Below are 16,601 nucleotides of genomic sequence, written 5' to 3'. Positions count from 1 at the left end.
CTCCCCGACCTGGGCTGGAATGCGTCAAGTCCGCCGTGACGGGCTGTCGGGGGACGAAGTGGTGATCATCTCTCCGGCGGGCGCAGGCCGTCCAGGAAGAGCACGGCGAGCTGGCGGCCGACCTGGCGGTGGGTGAGCGGGCCGTCCGCCCCGAACCAGGTGTGGACGTTGTTGACGGTGCCGAGGAAGCCGTGCGCCATGACGCTCGCCGAGACGTCCGTGCGGACGGCGCCCGCCTCCTGGCCCTCGGCCAGGAGGTTGCGGAACATCTGGTGGTAGCGGCGGCGGTCGGCGCGGATGGCGGCGGCGGGCTCGCCTTCCAGCAGGTGCGTCGAGCGGGCCCAGACGGTCAGCGGCTCGAAGTGCTCGGCGACGTGCTCGACGAGGTCGAGCACCGCGGCGCGCAGCCGCCGCTCGACCGGGGCGTCCTCGGCGGCGATGGCGGCCAGCCGGCCGGTCTGCTCGGCGAGCAGGTCGCGGTAGATGCAGATCAGCAGGTGCTGCTTGGAGTCGAACCAGTGGTAGAGGGCGCCCTTGGTGACCTGCGCGGCCTCGGCGATCTGCCGGGTGCCGGTGGCCTCGTACCCCTGGCGGGCGAAGAGGTCGGTGGCCGCGGCGAGGATGCGTTCGCGGCCCTCGCCGCGCACCGCCGCGCCGCTCACGCCCGCTCCGGGATCAGCCGGGTCGCGCGGTCGACGAGGACGGCGACGGCGGAGCCGAAGTCCTTGAAGGCCGGGTTGGTGGTCTGCCCGGCGCGGTAGCGCGCCCAGATCTGCTGGGCGATGACCGCGAGGCGGAACAGGCCGTACACCTCGTAGAAGCGCCAGCCGTTCGCGGGCAGGCCGGTGCGCTCCAGGTAGCGGGCGACCATCTCCTCGCGGGTGGGCATGCCGGGTAGGTGGGAGGGCTGGCGGCGCAGCAGGGCGAAGAAGGGGTCGTCGTCGGCGGTGACCCAGTAGGCCATGGACGCGCCCAGGTCCATCAGCGGGTCCCCGACGGTGGCCATCTCCCAGTCCAGGACGCCCACGACGCGCGGAGCCGGGCCGTCCAGGTCCAGGACGAGGTTGTCGAGCTTCCAGTCGCCGTGCAGCATCCGGGCGGCGACGTCGCCGGGCTGGTTCCCGTCCAGCCAGGCCAGCAGCGGCCCTGCGTCGGGGGCGTCGTCGGTGGCCGCGCCGAGCCAGCGCCGCGACCAGCCCTCGATCTGGCGGCGCACGTACCCCTGGCCCTTGCCGAGCGCGGCGAGCCCGGCCTTCCCGACGTCCACGCCGTGCAGGTCGGCCAGGGTGTCGATCACCGTCTCGCCCAGCACGCGCGCCCGCGCCGGGTCGAGCTCGACCCCCGGCGGGAGCTCGGAGCCCAGGATCACGCCGGCGAGGTGCTCCATGACGTAGAACTCGGCGCCGATCACCGAGGTGTCCTCGCAGAACCCGTACACCTTCGGCACCATCGGCCAGAACGGTGCGAGCCCGCGCTGGACGGCGACCTCGCGGCCCATGTCGTGGGCGGAGGCGGCCTTCCGGCCGTGCGGGGGGCGGCGCAGCACCAGGTTCCGGCCGGGGTAGGCCAGCAGGAACGTCAGGTTGGACGAGCCGCCGCCGAACTGCCGCACCTCCGGCGGCCCCGGCAGGCCGGGGACGCGCTCCGACAACCAGCGGTGCACGGCCTCCACGTCGAACGCGTCCTCGGCGCGCGGTTCGCCGGCCGCCATCGATCCCGCCACGTTTCCTCCCGGCACTCGGTTCCGCTCGCCGTAACATACCGGGCGCTCAGTAGGCGCCGCCACCGAAGACCCTTCCGGCGCTCTTCTCCCGCTAAGGCTGTGAGTGAACAATGAGCGCATGGATACTGCTTCGACACGGAACCTGGCGACCATGCTCGCGGGCATGGGGATCCTGCACTTCCTGGCGCCCCGCCCGTTCGACAAGATCGTCCCGCAGGGCCTTCCCGGCGGCCCGCGCACCTGGACCTACCTCAGCGGCGTCGCCGAGCTGGCCTGCGCCGCGGCCGTGGCGGCGCCCAGGACACGCAGGCTCGGCGCGCTGGCGACGGCGGGGCTGTTCGCCGCGGTCTTCCCGGCGAACGTCAAGATGGCGGTCGACTGGCGGGACCGCCCCGCGCCGCTGCGCACCGTCGCCTACGCCCGGCTTCCGCTGCAGATCCCGCTGGTCCTGTGGGCGCTGAAGGTGGCGCGCGACGCGCAGTGACGCCGGTCAGCCCGCCCCGTCGTCCTGCGGGGCCGTGATGTGGACGATGAGGGCGTGCAGGTGGGCGCGGAAGCGCCGCAACGCCTGGGGGCTGAGCGGCTCGCCACGGGCGTGGTAGCGGTGGGGGCCGGGATGCTGGATGCCGCCGGACAGGAAACCGTGCACGCACCACACGATCGTCCAGATCATGTACTCGGCGTCGATGTCGGGCGCCGTCACCTCCTGCACCGCGCTCGCCATCATGACCGACAACGAGCGCACCCGCTCCTCCAGGTCGGGGATGTCGGCGGCGTCGCCTATCCAGCGCTGGAGCCACAGGGCGACGACCTGGGGATGCTCGACGTGGAAGTCGAGGTAGGCGTCGACAAGGTCGATCACGCCCTGCCGGGTCGGGGTGAACGAGGCGGCGGCCTCGACCAGGGCGTCCCGTTCGGCCTGGTGGACCCCCAGCATCACCTCCCGGTACAGGCTGGCCTTGTCCCCGAACAATCCGGTCAGCGTCCCCGTCTCGACCCCCGTCGTGTCGGCGATCAACCGCCACGGGGTGCCGTCGAACCCCAGTTCGGCGAACAACCGCGTCGCCACGTCGACGATCCGCTCCCTCTCCGCATCCCCCATGGGTATCACTCTAGGTAATCGGCGGATGCGCGGCGTGTCCGGCTCTCGTCAGCCGCCCGAGTCCGCCCGCAGGACCTCCTCGGCGGCCGCCCTGAGCGCCCTGTGGCGGATGAGGTAGGGATAGCCGAGGAGGAGGCAGAGGGCGATCGGCGCCAGCAGGACGGGGCCGGGGGAGAGGCAGCAGGCCGCGACGGCCAGGAAGGCCGCGCCCAGCAGCAGGTTGGCGTCGCCCGCGCGGGTGCGCACCGGCAGGGGGAGCCGGGCCGCGGGGACACGGGCGCCGCGCGAGGCCTGGACGTCGCCGAGGCCCTTCCTGAGCCGCACGCCGAGGACGACGCACATGAGGCCCAGGAAGAACGGGCCGGCCGCGCCGAGCAGGGGGTTCATCGGCGGCCCGTCAGAACCAGTCGTCGATCTGGTCGACGAGCCAGCCGCCGCCGCCGACGACGACCCCGGCGCCCAGCCCGATGAGGCCGCCGAGAGCGGCTCCGGGCAGCGCGCCGACACCGGCGAACGGAGCGCCGATGGCCGCGCCGATCCCGGCGCCGCCGCCGACCCAGCCGGCGAAACCCGTCCAGTCGAAGTCGTCGTCGGGCAGCCCGTCGTCGAGCTCGTCCTCGACGTGGTTGAGCCGGTCGCGCAGGTCCTTCGAGAGGTTCTTGTCGTCCGAGAGCGACTTGGTGGTGTTCATGACCGACCAGCCGTCACCGTTGCCGGAGTAGAGCCCGACCAGGCGCTTGGCGCACTCCTCCTGGAGCTTGCGCGCCTGGTGGAAGCCGTCGATCCAGATCCGGTACGCCTCGTTGTCGGCGTTCTGGCTCGCGAAGGGGTCGTCGTCCTTGGCCGCCGCGGCCTTGTCCTTGAACTCCCCCGCACGGTCGTTGACCGCCAGCTGGAGCTCCGAGAGGGACGTCGCCAGCTGGTCGAGCTCGTGGGCCACGTCGTCGATGAACATCGAGAGCTTCTTGGCGTCGGACGCGTCCTCGCCCCAGGCGTCCTGGAAGCCGTTGGCGTCGTCGCCCTTCCAGCCCGCGTCGGTGACGAGCTTCTTCACCGACTGCTCGATGGCCTCCACGACCTCCTCGCTCGGCGGCACGTAGCCGTAGAGCCTGCCGGCCAGGGCGGCCAGGCCGTGGATGTCCACGCCCAGGGACAGCTCGCCGCCGACGGCCTGCACGCCGGGCGGGACGGGAGCCGGTTCTTTCGGTGCCATCTCGGTCTCCTGAGGTCAGTAGCCCACGCGCGGCTGGATGGTCGCGGGATCGTCGATGCTCCGCATGAGGTCGTCGATGTCGTCCTCGGTGTTGCGGTAGCGGTCGTGGACGGTCTTCAGCTTGTCGCCGTGGATCTGCATGGAGGACCCGAGGGAGTCGTGCAGGGTGGAGATGGCCTCCAGGACCCGGGTGATGGCGTCGCTGAGCGAGGACTCTGTGACCTGGGGGACGGTGCCGACCTCCTTGGGCACGATGCCGTCGTACTTCACCCCCTGGGTCTTGAAGACGGAGGACGAGTCGAGGATGTCCTGGTAGACGACGTTGATCTCGGCGCTCATGAGGCATCCCCCCGCCCGTCCTCGGTCATGAGGTGGGGGTTGAGGACGACACCGATCTTGTCCCTGCCCACGATGTAGAGGAGCTCGATCAGGGGGGCCTCGGCCCAGGGCTGGTCCGCGCCGAGCCGCTCCTTGAGCAGCTCCAGCGAGGTGTAGACGGCCAGGCCCGCGGTGCCGTCGACCATCTCCCGCAGCTGGTACCTGGGCCGCTCGTTCGGCCCGGCCTCCTGCATCGTGGGGACGAAGGCGGTGGACAGCTCCGACAGGTGCCTCTCGCGCGGCGGGGCCTCGCCCGCGGGGGTCCCGGAGGACGGGGCGTTCGCGGCGGCCAGCCGCCGGGCCCGCTCGTTCTCGTCCTCGGGGGCGTAGGGGGTGCTCTGGTTCAGCAGAGCATCGAGGGAGCTCGGGGGATTGGGGTCCGCCAAGACCGGAACCTCCATCACGATCGGACAGCTGGATGAGGAGAATGGATCGCTGTAATTTGCGCGAAAGCTTAGGGGAGAGGCAGACGGCGTTCAACGCGTTCCGATCTTGTTCACGAGAAGTCGTGAAAAAAGCCGATACATCTGGTCGTGCGCGCGGCGGGCGGCCGTGCCGAGCCGCTCTCCCGCCAAGCGGCCGAATCCGATTCGGTAACATCCGGCCATGACGGTCTACGCCATGGCACAGCTCTCCGTCCACGACCGAGAGCGCTACGCCTCCTACGCCGCGCGCTTCATGGACGTCCTCACCAGGTACGACGGCCGCCTCCTCGCCGCCGACGAACAGCCCGAGGTCATCGAGGGCGACTGGCCCCACGACAAGGTCGTGCTCATCTCCTTCGCGGACCGCGACGCCTTCGAGAAATGGGCGTACTCCCCCGAATACCAGGAGATCTCCAAGGACCGCGTCGCCGCCACCACCGGCGTCGTCATCCTCGCCAAAGGCCTGTGACCCGCCCCGCCCTCCCGCGAGGGTGCGGGCCCCCGTGAGGGTGCGCCCTCCCGCAAGGGTGCGGGCTCCCGCAAGGGTGCGGGCTCCCGTGGGGGTGCGGGCTCCCGTGAAGGTGCGGGCCCCTGTGAGGGTGCGGGGTTCCCGCCAGGACGCGGGTCCGGACGGTCCGCGTTCGCGGCCGGGGGCCGTCAGGCCTGCCAGCGGTTCCAGTGGATGAAGGCGTCGGGGTCGGGGCGGTCGACCGGTTTGAAGGTCTCGCCCGTGTAGTGGGCGACGGGGGTGAGCATCACCTGGGTGACGCCTTCGAACGGGATGCCCAGCAGGTCGGCGACGGCCTCCTCCTGCTGGAGGTGCACGGACGTCCAGCAGGTGCCCAGGCCGTGCAGGCGCGCGGCGAGCATGAACGACCACAGCGCGGGCATGGCGCCGCCGAGGAGCGACGATGTCACCCAGGCCCCCATGTTCTCGGCGCGCCCGGCGACGCAGCCGACGACGATGGCGGGGACCTCCGGCATGATCTCGGCGAGGTGGTCCGCCGAGACCGCGGTCCGCTCCTGCTGCTCCCGCTCGGCCCCCTCCTCCTTGTCGATGCTGCCGATGTAGATGCCGTCCAGCTGCCGGTAGACGCCGTACCCCGTCTGGTAGAGCTCGCCGAGCCTCCGGCGCACCTCGGGATCGGTGACGACGACGAAGCGCACCGCGATCTGGTTGGACGGCGCCGGCGCCTGGAGCGCGATCCGCACGCACTCGCGCAGCACGTCGTCGGAGACGGGCCGGTCGAGGTCCAGCCGCTTGCGCACGGCCCGCGTCGTCGTCAGAAGCTCCACCCCCGACAGGGGGAGCATCCCTTCGGCGCCGAAGGCGGAAGAGGCGGTCTGCTCACAGGACATGCGGCGGCTCCGGGGGTCTCGTGCCACGAACGCGAACAGGGGCCGCCGATCTCGCCGCCCCCCAATTGATCATAAAAGGATCGACCGCCCCCAAGACAGCCCTTCGTGCATCAGATGCCGTAAACCGCCTCGGCTTCCGCCTCCATCCCTGCCTCCGCCTCGACCTCCGCCTCCGCCTTGACCTCCGCCGCTGCCTCGGCTTCCACCTCTGCCCCCGCCTCGACCTCCGCCTCCATCCCTGCCCCGCCTCCGCCCCGCCTCGGCTTCCGTCCATGCCTTCGCCTCGATCCCCGCCTCCGCGCCGCTCCTGTACCCGCGCCCGTTCGCGGGCGTCGGGAGGTCAGGGAGCGCCGGAGGTCAGGGAGCGTCGGGAGGTCAGGGGGCGGTGAAGCGGGCGGCCGGGGCGCCGTGGAGGCGGCCGGGCGGAAGACGGCGGCCGCAGAGGACGAGCAGGAGGTCCTGGGCGGAGGCGGTCAAGGGCTCGCCGGAGCCCAGAGACCAGTCCAGGTCGTCGGCCTGGAGGCGGACACCGGCCAGGTCGGTGCCGAAGAACTTCCGGCTTCGGGGGGAGTCGGAGCCTCCCAGGACCGTGCGGAGCCGCTCGTAGGGGACGCGGCGGTCGAGATCCAGCGCCACGGTGATGTCCAGACCGTGGATCACGTCGTGCGACAGGGCTCCTGCGTAGCCGCCGCCCGGAGGCTTCCAGGGGAAGCGGGCGTTCTCCCGCAGCATCGCGGTGAACGCCTCCGGCGTGTACTCCTCCGCGTCCTGCCGCGCGCACCGGTCGGCCATGCGATTGAAGTCGCCCCGAGCCCGGAGCATCCCCGTCAGGAACCGCCAGGTCGACGAGTGGAACGGCATCGTCATATGCGCGACCACCTCCCGCACCCGCCACCCCTCGCACAGAGTCGGCTCGTCCCACGCCTCCGCCGGAAGCCCCGCGAGCAACTCCGCCAGCTCCTCCCGCTCGGCCGCGATCTGCTCCCTGATCTCCGCTTCGTCCACGTCCACGAGTCCTCCCTCGATCCCGGCGGCCCACTTCCCCGCGGACCCGCCTTCGCATCCGTCACCCACCGACGAACGGACCCCCTCCTGCAGGACACCCCTCCACCACGAACTCCGGACTTTCGAAACCGACGCAGGAGAACACCACGGACCCCTGCTCCGGAAGCCCTTCTCGCCACCGGTCTCGGGTTCTCTCGGGGCCGGTGCGGAGCGGGACCGCGCGCCCCTGTGGGAGCTCTTCTCGTTCCGGACTCCGGACGCTTTGAATCCGGTGCGGGGCCGGGTTACGGACCTCTGTTCGGAGTCCTTCTCGCCACGGGTCTCGGGTTCTCTTGAGGTCGGTGCGGAGTGGAACCACGTGTCCTTGCGGGATTCGGAGCCTGGGCGCTTCGAAGCCGGGGCAGAACGGGGTCACGGGTCTCCGCTGCGGGTGCTCTTCTCGTCACGGACTCTGGTGCTTTGAGGCCGGTGCAGGGCGGTGTCGAAGGGGAGGCGTCGGTGGGGAGACGGATAAAGGCGGGGGGAGGGCGGCGAGGCGGTGGGCGAGGTAGCGGCGTTCGGGGGCGGTGGGGACCAGGGCCAGGGCCTGGCGGTAGGCGGTGGCGGCTTCGGCGGGGCGGCTCAGGCGGCGGAGGAGGTCGGCCCGGGTGGCGGGGAGGAGGTGGTGGCCGGCGAGGGCGCCCGTGGAGTCGAGGGCGTCCAGGAGGGGGAGAGCGGCGGCGGGGCCGCGGGCCATGGCGACGGCGACGGCGCGGTTGAGTTCGACGACGGGGGAGGGGGTCAGGCGGGAGAGCCGGGCGTAGAGGGCGGCGATCTGGGGCCAGTCGGTGTCGGCGGGGGTGGGCGCGGTGGCGTGGCAGGCGGCTATGGCGGCCTGGACCTGGTAGGGGCCGGGGGAGCGGCGGGCCATCGCCCGGTCGAGGAGGGACACGCCCTCCTCGATCCGGGGGCGGTCCCACAGGGAGCGGTCCTGCTCCTCCAGGGGGATCAGGGCGCCGGAGGGGCCGGTGCGGGCGGGGGTGCGGGCGTCGTGCAGGAGCATGAGGGCGAGCAGGCCCGCGGCCTCGGGCTCGTCGGGCATCAGGCGGGTGAGGACGCGGGTCAGGCGGACGGCCTCGGCGGTGAGGTTCCGGCGGACGAGCTCGTCGCCGGAGGACGCCGAGTAGCCCTCGTTGAACAGCAGGTAGAGCACGCTCAGGACGGACCTGAGCCGGCCGGGGAGCAGCGCGGGCCCGGGGACGCGGAAGGGGATCACGGCGTGCCTGATCTTCTGCTTGGCCCTGGTCAGGCGTTTGGCCATGGTCTGCTCGGAGACCAGGAAGGCACGGGCGATCTCGGCCGTGGTCAGGCCCGCGAGGGCGCGCAGGGTGAGGGCGACCCGCGCCTCCGGCGCGAGGGCCGGATGGCAGCAGGTGAACATCAGGCGCAGCACGTCGTCGGGGATCGTGTCGTCCGGCGGTTCCCCGGACGGGGGCTCGACGGCCATGGCGGCCACCTCCCTGAGTTTCGCCTCGCCGACGGCGGCGCGGCGCATCCGGTCCACGGCGCGGTTGCGGGCGACCGTGGTGAGCCAGGCGCCGGGACGGCGGGGCACGCCCTCGGACTCCCAGCGCTGCAGGGCGAGGGTGAGGGCGTCCTGGGCGCACTCCTCGGCCAGGTCCCAGTCGCCGGTCACCCGGATCAGGGTCGCCACGACCTGGCCCCACTCGTCGCGGAAGGCCTCGGCGACCGCCGTCCGGGCGTCGACCGGGGCGCTCACGGCTCCCAGAGCGGCCGGATCTCGATCGTGCCGTAACCCGCGGCCGGATGCCGGGCGGCGACGTCGATGGCCTCGTCCAGGTCGGCGCACTCGATGATGCAGTAGCCCCCGATCTGCTCCTTGGCCTCGGCGAACGGCCCGTCGGTGAGCAGCACCTCGTCGTCGCGCACCCGCACGGCCGTCGCCTCGGACGGCGGCCGCAGCCCGCCGCCGCCCTGCAGGACGCCCCGCTCCGACATCTCCTCCGACCAGCCGCCGCACCCCTCGTCGGCGTGCTCCGCGGCGGACTCGTCCCCGCAGATCAACAGCATGTACTTCACGTGATCCTCCCGAACATCGGTGTCGCCACTACGACGAACGGCGCCCCGGGAAAAGGACGGCGCTCCCGGAATCGATCGTGCCTCCTCCCGCGCCCGCCCGAAGGCCTTGGCCGACATCTGTGGATGGTCCGGCGCGTCGGCGTGCGTTCAGCCACGGGCGGCGAGCCGTCAGGTGAAGGGTCCGAGATCCCTACGCCTGGGGCGAAAAGCCCTTCCGGGCCCCCGGCCTCCGGGATACAGCTGAAGAAAGCAGCCGCGGAAGAGGAGAGACGGATGCCGGCTCCGGCCTTCGGTAGCGATGAGAAGCCCCGGCCCTTGCTGCGGACGATGCTCGGCGACGTGCTGCGTCGCGAGCGCCGCGAGCAGCGGCGCACCCTGGAGGACGTGGCGAGGGCCGCGAAGATCTCCATGCCGTACCTGTCGGAGGTGGAGCGGGGCCGCAAGGAGGCCTCCTCCGAGGTGCTCGCCGCCGTCTGCGACGCCCTGCGCGTCGAACTCTCCGACGTGCTGGCCGAGGTGGGCCGCGGCCTGGCCGCCGACCGCGTCCACCGCGAACGCGTCCTCAGGCTGGACGTCGCACTCGGCCGCCGGGCGGCGCAACCGGCCCGCAGGTCCGGCGACGCCTACTGCCTGGCCGCCTGAGCGCTCACCGCGCACCGCGTCCGGCGGCTCAGCCGCTCCTCAAGTCCGGCGGAGCCCGCCACGTGGCTGTGTGAGCGCTCATCGGACACCGCGTCCGGCGGCTCAGCTGCTCCTCGGGTCCGGCGGAGCCCGCCGGGAGAGCGCTCACCGGGTGCCGCGTCCGGCGGTCCGGCTGCTCCGCGAGTGCGGCGACGCCTACTGGCTGGCCGCGTGAGCGCTCACCGGGTGATGATGATCTGGTCGGCCAGACCGTAGTCGACGGCTTCGTGCGCGTTGAAGGTGCGGTTGCGGTCCGTGTCCTCGCGGATCTTGTCCACGGGGTGTCCGGTGTGCCGGCTGAGGATCTCCTCCATCTCGGCGCGGACCGTCGCCACCTCGCGTGCCTGGACGGCCAGGTCGGGCAGCGTGCCCCGCGCCTGGCCGGAAGGCTGGTGCAGCATCACCTTGGCGTGCCGCAGGACGGCGCGCTTGCCGTGCGCCCCCGCCGCGAGCAGGACGGCGGCGGCCGACGAGGCCTGCCCCATGCACGTCGTCGCCACGTCGGGCTTGACGAAGTGCATCGTGTCGTAGATGGCGGTCAGCGCGCTGAACGACCCGCCCGGGGAGTTGATGTACAGGTTGATGTCGACGTCCCCGCTCACCGACTCCAGGTGCAGCAGCTGCGCCATCACCACGTTGGCGACGCCGTCGTCGATCTCGGTGCCGATGAAGATGATGCGTTCGGCCAGGAGCCGCGAGTAGATGTCGAAGGCGCGCTCCCCGCTGGACGTGCGCTCCACGACGGTCGGGATCATGTACTGGCTCATCACAGACCCACCTTCTGGCGGACGAGCGACGGGCGGACGTCGTCGACCCGTTCCACGATGTGGTCGAGGAACCCGTACTCGAGGGCCTCGTCGGCGCTGAACCAGGCGTCGCGCCTGCTGTCCCGTTCGATCTTCTCCTCGGGCTGCCCGGTGTGCTCGGCGGTCAGCCGGGTCATCAGCCTTCCGATGCGCTCCAGCTGCCCGGCGTAGATCTCGATGTCGGCCGCGGTGCCGCCGAAGCCCGCGGAGCCCTGGTGCATGAGCACCTGGGCGTGCGGCAGGCTGAACCGCTTGCCGGCCGTCCCCGCCGTCAGCAGGAACTGCCCCATGCTCGCGGCGAGCCCCAGCACCAGCGTGCTCACGTCGTTGGGGATGAGCCGCATCGTGTCGTAGATGGCCAGACCGGCGCTGACGGATCCGCCGGGCGAGTTGATGTAGAGGCTGATGTCGCTGCGCGGGTCCTCGGCGGACAGCAGCAGGAGCTGCGCGCAGATCCGGTTGGCCACCTGGTCGTCGACCTCGGTGCCCAGGACGATGATGCGCTGCTGGAGCAGCCGCCCGGCCAGCTGGTCGTCGAGCGACCCGCCGATGGCGGGCCCGTCGGAGGCGGTGTGCATGGGTCTTCTCCCCGGTTTCGGTGCCGATGTCACGACCGACGCTAGGTCGGCGGCCGGAGGACGCCCAGGGATCTCTGCCGACAGCAGAGAAATGCAGCTCTCCGCGATCACCCGACCCGGGGAGGGGCCGGGTGGGAGCGCCCTTATCCTGGCGGTGACTTCGCCGTGCTGAAGACCCCCAGGCCCCGTGCGAGGTGATTCCCGCCGTTCTTTCGGCGACCGCATACCCCTGAGAGGACCTGAAGTGACTGACAAGGGCTGGGACCGCCTCATCGTCCGCGCCTTCTCGGTGATCGCCGCCGTGGAGGCGTTCACCTGGGCGGGACTCCTGATCGGCATGTACTTCAAGTACGTGCCGGAGACGACCGAGCTGGGCGTCAAGATCTTCGGCCCGCTGCATGGCGGGGTGTTCATGCTCTACGTCGTCGTGGCGGTCCTGGCCGCGGCCCGCCTGAAGTGGTCGTTCTTCTGGACCACGGCCCTCGCCCTGGTCGCCGCCGTCCCGCCGTTCGCCACCGTGGTCTTCGAGGTGTGGGCGCGCCGCAGCGGCCGCCTCACCCCGCCCGAGGGCGCGGCGGCGGTCCCGACCGCCGGATCCGCCAAGGTCTGACCTTCCGGATGGGCTCCGATATCCACGGGATATCGGAGCCCTCCCTTTTCCCGCCGGAAAGCCGAACCGGAGGGAAGGAGGGATCGTCTCATCAGGCCATGAACGGCCTGCTGCGTTTTCGGCTTTCGGTGCTGGCGGGGATCGCGGTGACCCTCGCGGTGGGGCTCGGGGTCACCCTGATCGGTTTCGGGGCGGTCGGGGAGTACGCCGGGGGCGTGCTCTACGCGTGCCTCATCGGCCTGCTGATCCTGTTGCTCGCGCCGCGTGTGAGGCCTTTCCTCCTCCTGGCCGCGACTGCCGGCGTGTGCTGGGCGGTGGAGTTCCTCCAGCTGACGCCCTGGCCCGCGCAGTGGGCGGAGCAGAGCTTTCTGGCCCGGCTGGTGTTCGGTTCCACCTTCCATGCCCCTGACCTCGTCCCTTATATGATCGGTGCGGCTCTCGTCGCCGCCGTTCACACGCGGACAAGGCCCCGGCCGCTTCCGAGGACCGCTCCTTGAGCGCGCACGTTATTCTCCATAATGGAGGGTGCGACATAGTGGAGCGGCTGGATGACGAACGGTGTTCTCTTTCTCGGGACGGGGCGCGAAGCGCGCTCGAGCGCCTGCTCGAACTGACCGAGGTCACCGCCGTGTTCGTGAAACGGGGTCTGACCGAGCGCGGCCTGTCACGGGCGAGGGCGTCGGTGCTGTGGGTGCTGCACCACCGGGGGCCGGTGACGCAGCGTGAACTCTCCGACGTGGTGGGCGTGACCCCCCGGAACATCACGGGCCTGGTCGACGCCCTGGAGACCGACGACTACGTCACCCGCAGGCGCCACCCGAACGACCGCCGCGCGATGCTCGTCTCCCTGACCGCCAAGGGCACCGAGACGATGAACAAGGCCCAAGAGGACTTCAGCGAGAACGCCTTCCACCTCTTCTTCGGCCTGCCGCCGCAGGAGCTGGACACCTTCCTGAAGGTGAGCGGCAGGCTGATCGACAGAGTCAGAGGGTACGCCGGCGCCTGTCACGACGACCCGGAACGGACGAGCCCGCTCTCATAGGCGAAGACGACGGCCTGGGTGCGGTCGCGCAGCCCGAGCTTGCCCAGCAGACGGCTCACGTGCGTCTTCACCGTCTGCTCCGAGACGAACAGCCGCTCGGCGAGTTCGGTGTTCGACAACCCGCGCGCCAGCAGGACCAGCACCTCCGTCTCCCGTTCGGTGAGCTCCTCGATCCGGACGCCGGTGGGCCTGGCCGGACCGAGCCTGGCGAACTCGGTGATGAGCCGGCGGGTGACGGACGGGGCGAGCAGGGCGTCACCGGCCGCCACCACCCGCACGGCCTCGGCGAGGTCCCGGCCGGTGGCCGTCTTCAGCAGGAAACCGCTGGCCCCAGCCCGGAGCGCCTCGTAGACGTACTCGTCCAGATCGAAGGTCGTGAGGACGAGCACCTTCGGAGCGGACGGCTCCGCGCAGACGAGGCGCGTGGCCTCCAGTCCGTTGAGGACGGGCATGCGGACGTCCATGAGGACGACGTCCGGGGCCAGCCGCGCGGCCTGCTCCACCGCGTCCCTGCCGTCGACGGCCTCGCCCACCACGTTGATGTCGGGCTGCGTTCCCAGCAGGATGGAGAACCCTTCCCGCACCATGGCCTGGTCGTCGGCGAGGAGCACACGGATCGTCATGTGTCATGCCCTTCAGAGCGATCGGGGAGGGAGACGCGTACGGCGTAACCGCCGTCCGGTTCAGGGCCTGCGGTGAACTCTCCTCCCAGCATGCCCACTCGTTCCCGCATCCCTGGGAGACCGTGCCCGGGACGTTCTTCCGTTGTCGAAGGCGTCGAAGGCGGCCCATTGCGCACCTGGAAGTCGAAACGGTCGCGCTGGTAGTCGAGGGTGATCTCCGTAGGGGCGTCGGGAGCATGTCGTAGGACGTTGCTCAAAGACTCCTGGATGATCCGGTACGCCGACAGTTCGACGCCCGAAGGCAGTGGCCGCTGCTGTCCGGTGATTTTCACCGTCACCTGGAGCCCTGTCCCACGCACCCCTGACAACAGTTCGTCCAGCAACTGCAGTGTGGGTTGAGGCTCCTCCGCTGGTCCGGGTTCGTCCTCGCGCAGTACTTTCAGCACGCGATGCAGTTCCGCCATGGCTTCCACCGCGTTCTGCCGGATCATGCCGAACGCACGGGTGAGCTCCTGAGGCGGCTCTTCGACGCGGTGCGGAGCGGCCTCCGCCTGAATGGCGATGACGGACATGTGGTGGGCGACGACATCGTGCAGCTCACGTGCGATCCGTGCACGCTCCTCCAGACGCGCTCGCCGGGCTCGTTCTTCATCACCCGTCCGCACCTCTTCGGCCAGCCGCCGAAGGGCTTCCGTCCGGGCCTTCAACGCTCCGGCGGTGACCGATACGGCACCCGAGAACACCGCCATGGCGGTCACGCCTTCCAGCACGCCCCGTCCGGTCAGGAAAAGCGCCAGCAGCAGCCCGGCGAGCTGCGTCAGCACCCACATTTCCATCAGGACGCGAGGACGTACGGCGAATGCCACCAGAGCCAGCACGCACAGATGCGTCGCCAGGTTCGGTCCCGGCCACAACGGTCCGTCCGCGGCGACGACGGCCGAGATGATCAGCGTCCCCAGAGACAGCCACCATCCCCACACCGGCCAGTAGAGGGCGAACAGCAGCGCTGACGCCTGAGTGATTCCGATGGCCGCTGAGACCTGGTTCGGTACCCCGAAGTCCTCGATCAAAGTGTGCCAGGAGACTCCCGCCAACGTCATCGCGAGCAGGGCGACGAACATGTGAGGCAGCCAGGCCGTCCAGAATCTCCCGCGTCCGGGCAGCAACGGAGTGCCCGCGCCCGGCGAGAGATCCGAGCGCAGGTCCCGTAGCAGCGTCGAGAGATCAGGCATCGCGGCGCACCAGGCGGACGCCCGCGAACCCCAGAAGGACGACGGCGTAAGCCGCCACGAGACCCAGCGAAGGCCACGCCCCCAGACTTCCCGCATTCTGAGCGGTCACGTCTGAAGTCTGCGTCATCTTCTGCAGGACGACCTGCGGCGACGTACCGCTGATCCAACCCTGAAAGTCCCCGAAGAGCGGCGCGAACAGCCCGGGAAGCATCAGAAACCCGATGACGGCGGTGATCGCACCGGCCGAATGGCGCAGCAGCACACCCGCCGCGAGCCCGAGCAGCGCCGTCAACGCGATGCACAATGCGACGCCGAAGAGGGCCGGAAAGGGTTCTCCATCGGAGTACCCCTTGCCCGACAACATCCAGGCCCCGATCCAGAGGCCCAGACATGAGGCAACGAAAGCCGAGAGCACCGTGAAGGTGAACACGACGAGTCCCTTGGCGGCCAGGACGAGACTCCGCCGCGGCATCGCTGTGAACGTCGTCCGGTGCATACCGGAGCCGTATTCGCCGGAGACGACCAGAACACCGAAGACGGCGGCCGCGAACTGCGCGAGAACGGCCCCGGTCAAGCTGCCTCCGAGCACCGTGTCGTCCGGTTGCAGGCTTTCCGTGACCCCTACGAACAGCGCCATCCCCGCCACCATCGGAACGATCGCCAGTGGCGTCCATACCGTAGAGCGGAGCGAACGCGTCTTCACCCACTCGGCGGCCACCGCATGACGGAAGGTGTTCATGCCGCCCCCTTGGCCGTGTACTCGCCCTCGTCCCGTGTCAGCTCCGTGTAGATCTCCTCGAGAGACGCGTGGCGGGGCGTCAGCTCGTACAGCGTCACGCCGTGTTCCGCGGCCCAGGAGCCGACCGTGACGGCGTCCGGCCCCTCCACCACGTAACGTTCGTTCCCCGTTTCGTGTACTGCGGCCCCACGGCTCCGCAGTACGGCGCAGAAACGTTCGCCATCAGGGGAGCGAAGCGTCGTGGAAGCCCGTGAATACCGCTCGATGAACTCCCGCAGTGGACTGTCGGAGACCAGCCTCCCCTTTCCGATGACGATCAGATGGTCGGCGACCAGCTCCATCTCGCTCATCACATGGCTGGACAGCAGGACCGTCCGCCCTTCACCGGCCAGCTCCCGCAGCAGCCCGCGCAACCAGCGGATGCCCTCGGTGTCCAGGCCGTTGATCGGCTCGTCCAGCAGCACCACCCCGGGATCTCCGAGCAGGGCCGCGGCGATGCCCAGCCGCTGCGTCATCCCGAGCGAGAACCCGCCGACTTTCCGCCGCCCGGCGTCACCGAGCCCGACACGCTCCAGCGCCTCCCGCACTCCGCGCTCGCCGATCCCGTTGGAGTACGCCAGCCACAGCAGGTGGTGGAAAGCCGTCCGCCCGCCCTGTACGGCCCCGGGCTCCAGCAGCGTCCCCACTTCCCGCAGCGGAGCCGGAAACTCCCGGTACGCCTTCCCGCAGACGGTCGCACTCCCCGCGGTGGGCCGGTCCAGGCCGACGATCATGCGCATCGTCGTCGATTTCCCGGCTCCGTTCGGCCCGAGGAAACCCGTCACCCTCCCCGGCGGAACCCGGAAAGACAACCCGTCGACGGCTGTCCTCCCGCCGTACCGTTTGCACAGCTCACGCAGCTCGATCACACTGCCTCCTCAACGTTCGGCGTGTGAAGCGAAGTTAGGCGTGCGGCCCCGTCTCGGGCGTCCGCCGGGAGAGTGCTCTTCCGGGCTCCCCCGTGAGA

At 70.7% G+C, this 16,601-nt stretch carries 25 protein-coding genes; 7 read left to right on the top strand and 18 right to left on the bottom strand.

The window, feature by feature from the left end; all coding sequences use genetic code 11:
• Nucleotides 1–65: 65 nt before the first annotated feature.
• Nucleotides 66–662, bottom strand: a complete 597-nt coding sequence (locus tag C2865_RS39155; protein WP_198652809.1) for a TetR/AcrR family transcriptional regulator — start codon at nucleotides 660–662, stop codon at nucleotides 66–68.
• Nucleotides 659–1,723, bottom strand: a complete 1,065-nt coding sequence (locus C2865_RS01160; protein ID WP_232835280.1) for a phosphotransferase family protein — start codon at nucleotides 1,721–1,723, stop codon at nucleotides 659–661. The genes C2865_RS39155 and C2865_RS01160 overlap by 4 nt, the downstream gene beginning before the upstream one ends.
• A 118-nt stretch (nucleotides 1,724–1,841) precedes the next feature.
• On the opposite strand from C2865_RS01160, the gene C2865_RS01155 reads away from it, so the two are divergent.
• Nucleotides 1,842–2,207 carry a DoxX family protein gene (locus C2865_RS01155; protein WP_106396393.1) on the top strand — a complete coding sequence of 122 codons (366 nt, stop codon included), beginning with the start codon at nucleotides 1,842–1,844 and terminating at the stop codon, nucleotides 2,205–2,207.
• A gap of 6 nt (nucleotides 2,208–2,213) precedes the next feature.
• Here C2865_RS01155 and C2865_RS01150 read toward each other — a convergent pair whose 3' ends face one another.
• Genes C2865_RS01150 through C2865_RS01130 form a run of 5 tightly spaced genes read right to left on the bottom strand, consistent with a single transcriptional unit; the run spans nucleotide 2,214 to nucleotide 4,802 of the window.
• A complete protein-coding gene (locus C2865_RS01150) occupies nucleotides 2,214–2,825 on the bottom strand; it encodes a TetR/AcrR family transcriptional regulator (protein ID WP_106396392.1) in 612 nt (203 codons plus the stop codon).
• Between the two features lie 48 nt (nucleotides 2,826–2,873).
• Entirely contained in the window at nucleotides 2,874–3,212 is a 339-nt protein-coding gene (locus C2865_RS01145; protein ID WP_106396391.1) for a hypothetical protein, read from the bottom strand.
• Nucleotides 3,213–3,222: 10 nt separating this feature from the next.
• Nucleotides 3,223–4,038: a WXG100 family type VII secretion target gene (locus tag C2865_RS01140; protein ID WP_106396390.1), complete on the bottom strand. Its 816-nt coding sequence runs from the start codon at nucleotides 4,036–4,038 to the stop codon at nucleotides 3,223–3,225.
• Between the two features lie 15 nt (nucleotides 4,039–4,053).
• A complete protein-coding gene (locus C2865_RS01135) occupies nucleotides 4,054–4,377 on the bottom strand; it encodes a DUF6317 family protein (protein WP_106396389.1) in 324 nt (107 codons plus the stop codon).
• Nucleotides 4,374–4,802, bottom strand: a complete 429-nt coding sequence (locus C2865_RS01130; protein ID WP_106396388.1) for an SseB family protein — start codon at nucleotides 4,800–4,802, stop codon at nucleotides 4,374–4,376. The genes C2865_RS01135 and C2865_RS01130 overlap by 4 nt, the downstream gene beginning before the upstream one ends.
• A 220-nt stretch (nucleotides 4,803–5,022) precedes the next feature.
• Between C2865_RS01130 and C2865_RS01125 the strand changes: the two genes are divergently transcribed.
• Complete coding sequence (locus C2865_RS01125; RefSeq protein WP_106396387.1) at nucleotides 5,023–5,310, top strand: DUF1330 domain-containing protein; 288 nt, start codon at nucleotides 5,023–5,025, stop codon at nucleotides 5,308–5,310.
• 188 nt (nucleotides 5,311–5,498) lie between these two features.
• Here C2865_RS01125 and C2865_RS01120 read toward each other — a convergent pair whose 3' ends face one another.
• The 5 genes from C2865_RS01120 to C2865_RS01105 all read right to left on the bottom strand — a co-directional run bounded on the left by C2865_RS01120 (nucleotide 5,499) and on the right by C2865_RS01105 (nucleotide 9,275).
• On the bottom strand, nucleotides 5,499–6,200 hold the full coding sequence (locus tag C2865_RS01120) for a nitroreductase family protein (RefSeq protein ID WP_198652808.1): 702 nt from the start codon (nucleotides 6,198–6,200) through the stop codon (nucleotides 5,499–5,501).
• A 110-nt stretch (nucleotides 6,201–6,310) separates the two neighbouring features.
• Complete coding sequence (locus C2865_RS41265; RefSeq protein WP_269802680.1) at nucleotides 6,311–6,436, bottom strand: hypothetical protein; 126 nt, start codon at nucleotides 6,434–6,436, stop codon at nucleotides 6,311–6,313.
• Between the two features lie 139 nt (nucleotides 6,437–6,575).
• Entirely contained in the window at nucleotides 6,576–7,211 is a 636-nt protein-coding gene (locus C2865_RS01115; RefSeq protein WP_198652807.1) for a maleylpyruvate isomerase family mycothiol-dependent enzyme, read from the bottom strand.
• 436 nt (nucleotides 7,212–7,647) lie between these two features.
• Complete coding sequence (locus C2865_RS41260; protein ID WP_106396386.1) at nucleotides 7,648–8,964, bottom strand: RNA polymerase sigma factor; 1,317 nt, start codon at nucleotides 8,962–8,964, stop codon at nucleotides 7,648–7,650.
• Entirely contained in the window at nucleotides 8,961–9,275 is a 315-nt protein-coding gene (locus C2865_RS01105) for a YciI family protein (RefSeq protein ID WP_232835411.1), read from the bottom strand. Before C2865_RS01105 ends, C2865_RS41260 begins: the two co-directional genes overlap by 4 nt.
• Nucleotides 9,276–9,557: 282 nt before the next feature.
• Between C2865_RS01105 and C2865_RS01100 the strand changes: the two genes are divergently transcribed.
• Both C2865_RS01100 and C2865_RS39150 read left to right on the top strand, forming a co-directional pair.
• Nucleotides 9,558–9,926 carry a helix-turn-helix domain-containing protein gene (locus C2865_RS01100; protein ID WP_106396384.1) on the top strand — a complete coding sequence of 123 codons (369 nt, stop codon included), beginning with the start codon at nucleotides 9,558–9,560 and terminating at the stop codon, nucleotides 9,924–9,926.
• A 70-nt stretch (nucleotides 9,927–9,996) separates the two neighbouring features.
• The gene (locus C2865_RS39150) at nucleotides 9,997–10,140 is read left to right on the top strand and encodes a hypothetical protein (RefSeq protein ID WP_157963502.1); all 144 of its coding nucleotides are present in this window, start codon (nucleotides 9,997–9,999) and stop codon (nucleotides 10,138–10,140) included.
• A gap of 4 nt (nucleotides 10,141–10,144) precedes the next feature.
• Here the strand turns inward: C2865_RS39150 and C2865_RS01095 are convergent, their stop codons facing one another.
• Together C2865_RS01095 and C2865_RS01090 are read right to left on the bottom strand one after the other, a co-directional pair.
• Nucleotides 10,145–10,735, bottom strand: coding sequence for a ClpP family protease (locus C2865_RS01095; protein ID WP_269802679.1), 591 nt, complete (start codon nucleotides 10,733–10,735; stop codon nucleotides 10,145–10,147).
• A complete protein-coding gene (locus C2865_RS01090) occupies nucleotides 10,732–11,349 on the bottom strand; it encodes an ATP-dependent Clp protease proteolytic subunit (RefSeq protein WP_106396382.1) in 618 nt (205 codons plus the stop codon). Before C2865_RS01090 ends, C2865_RS01095 begins: the two co-directional genes overlap by 4 nt.
• A 244-nt stretch (nucleotides 11,350–11,593) precedes the next feature.
• Here C2865_RS01090 and C2865_RS01085 point away from each other — a divergent pair, with 244 nt between their 5' ends.
• The 3 genes from C2865_RS01085 (at nucleotide 11,594) to C2865_RS01075 (ending at nucleotide 13,001) form a co-directional block, all read left to right on the top strand.
• A complete protein-coding gene (locus C2865_RS01085) occupies nucleotides 11,594–11,959 on the top strand; it encodes a DUF3817 domain-containing protein (RefSeq protein WP_106396381.1) in 366 nt (121 codons plus the stop codon).
• A gap of 98 nt (nucleotides 11,960–12,057) precedes the next feature.
• Nucleotides 12,058–12,456, top strand: a complete 399-nt coding sequence (locus tag C2865_RS01080; protein ID WP_106396380.1) for a ribosomal maturation YjgA family protein — start codon at nucleotides 12,058–12,060, stop codon at nucleotides 12,454–12,456.
• Nucleotides 12,457–12,494: 38 nt separating this feature from the next.
• On the top strand, nucleotides 12,495–13,001 hold the full coding sequence (locus tag C2865_RS01075; protein ID WP_157963501.1) for a MarR family winged helix-turn-helix transcriptional regulator: 507 nt from the start codon (nucleotides 12,495–12,497) through the stop codon (nucleotides 12,999–13,001).
• Here the strand turns inward: C2865_RS01075 and C2865_RS01070 are convergent.
• The 4 genes from C2865_RS01070 to C2865_RS01055 all read right to left on the bottom strand — a co-directional run bounded on the left by C2865_RS01070 (nucleotide 12,965) and on the right by C2865_RS01055 (nucleotide 16,503).
• Nucleotides 12,965–13,624, bottom strand: a complete 660-nt coding sequence (locus C2865_RS01070; protein ID WP_106396378.1) for a response regulator — start codon at nucleotides 13,622–13,624, stop codon at nucleotides 12,965–12,967. The genes C2865_RS01075 and C2865_RS01070 overlap by 37 nt on opposite strands.
• Nucleotides 13,621–14,745 carry a sensor histidine kinase gene (locus C2865_RS01065; RefSeq protein WP_157963500.1) on the bottom strand — a complete coding sequence of 375 codons (1,125 nt, stop codon included), beginning with the start codon at nucleotides 14,743–14,745 and terminating at the stop codon, nucleotides 13,621–13,623. Before C2865_RS01065 ends, C2865_RS01070 begins: the two co-directional genes overlap by 4 nt.
• 103 nt (nucleotides 14,746–14,848) lie before the next feature.
• Entirely contained in the window at nucleotides 14,849–15,595 is a 747-nt protein-coding gene (locus tag C2865_RS01060; RefSeq protein ID WP_106396376.1) for an ABC-2 transporter permease, read from the bottom strand.
• A complete protein-coding gene (locus tag C2865_RS01055) occupies nucleotides 15,592–16,503 on the bottom strand; it encodes an ATP-binding cassette domain-containing protein (protein ID WP_106396375.1) in 912 nt (303 codons plus the stop codon). Before C2865_RS01055 ends, C2865_RS01060 begins: the two co-directional genes overlap by 4 nt.
• Nucleotides 16,504–16,601: the final 98 nt, after the last annotated feature.

This window comes from Actinocorallia populi (assembly GCF_002995495.1).
GTDB classification, from domain to species: domain Bacteria; phylum Actinomycetota; class Actinomycetes; order Streptosporangiales; family Streptosporangiaceae; genus Actinocorallia; species Actinocorallia populi.
Note: the sequence above shows the minus strand (reverse complement) of the source record. Positions and strands in the feature narration are given on the sequence as shown.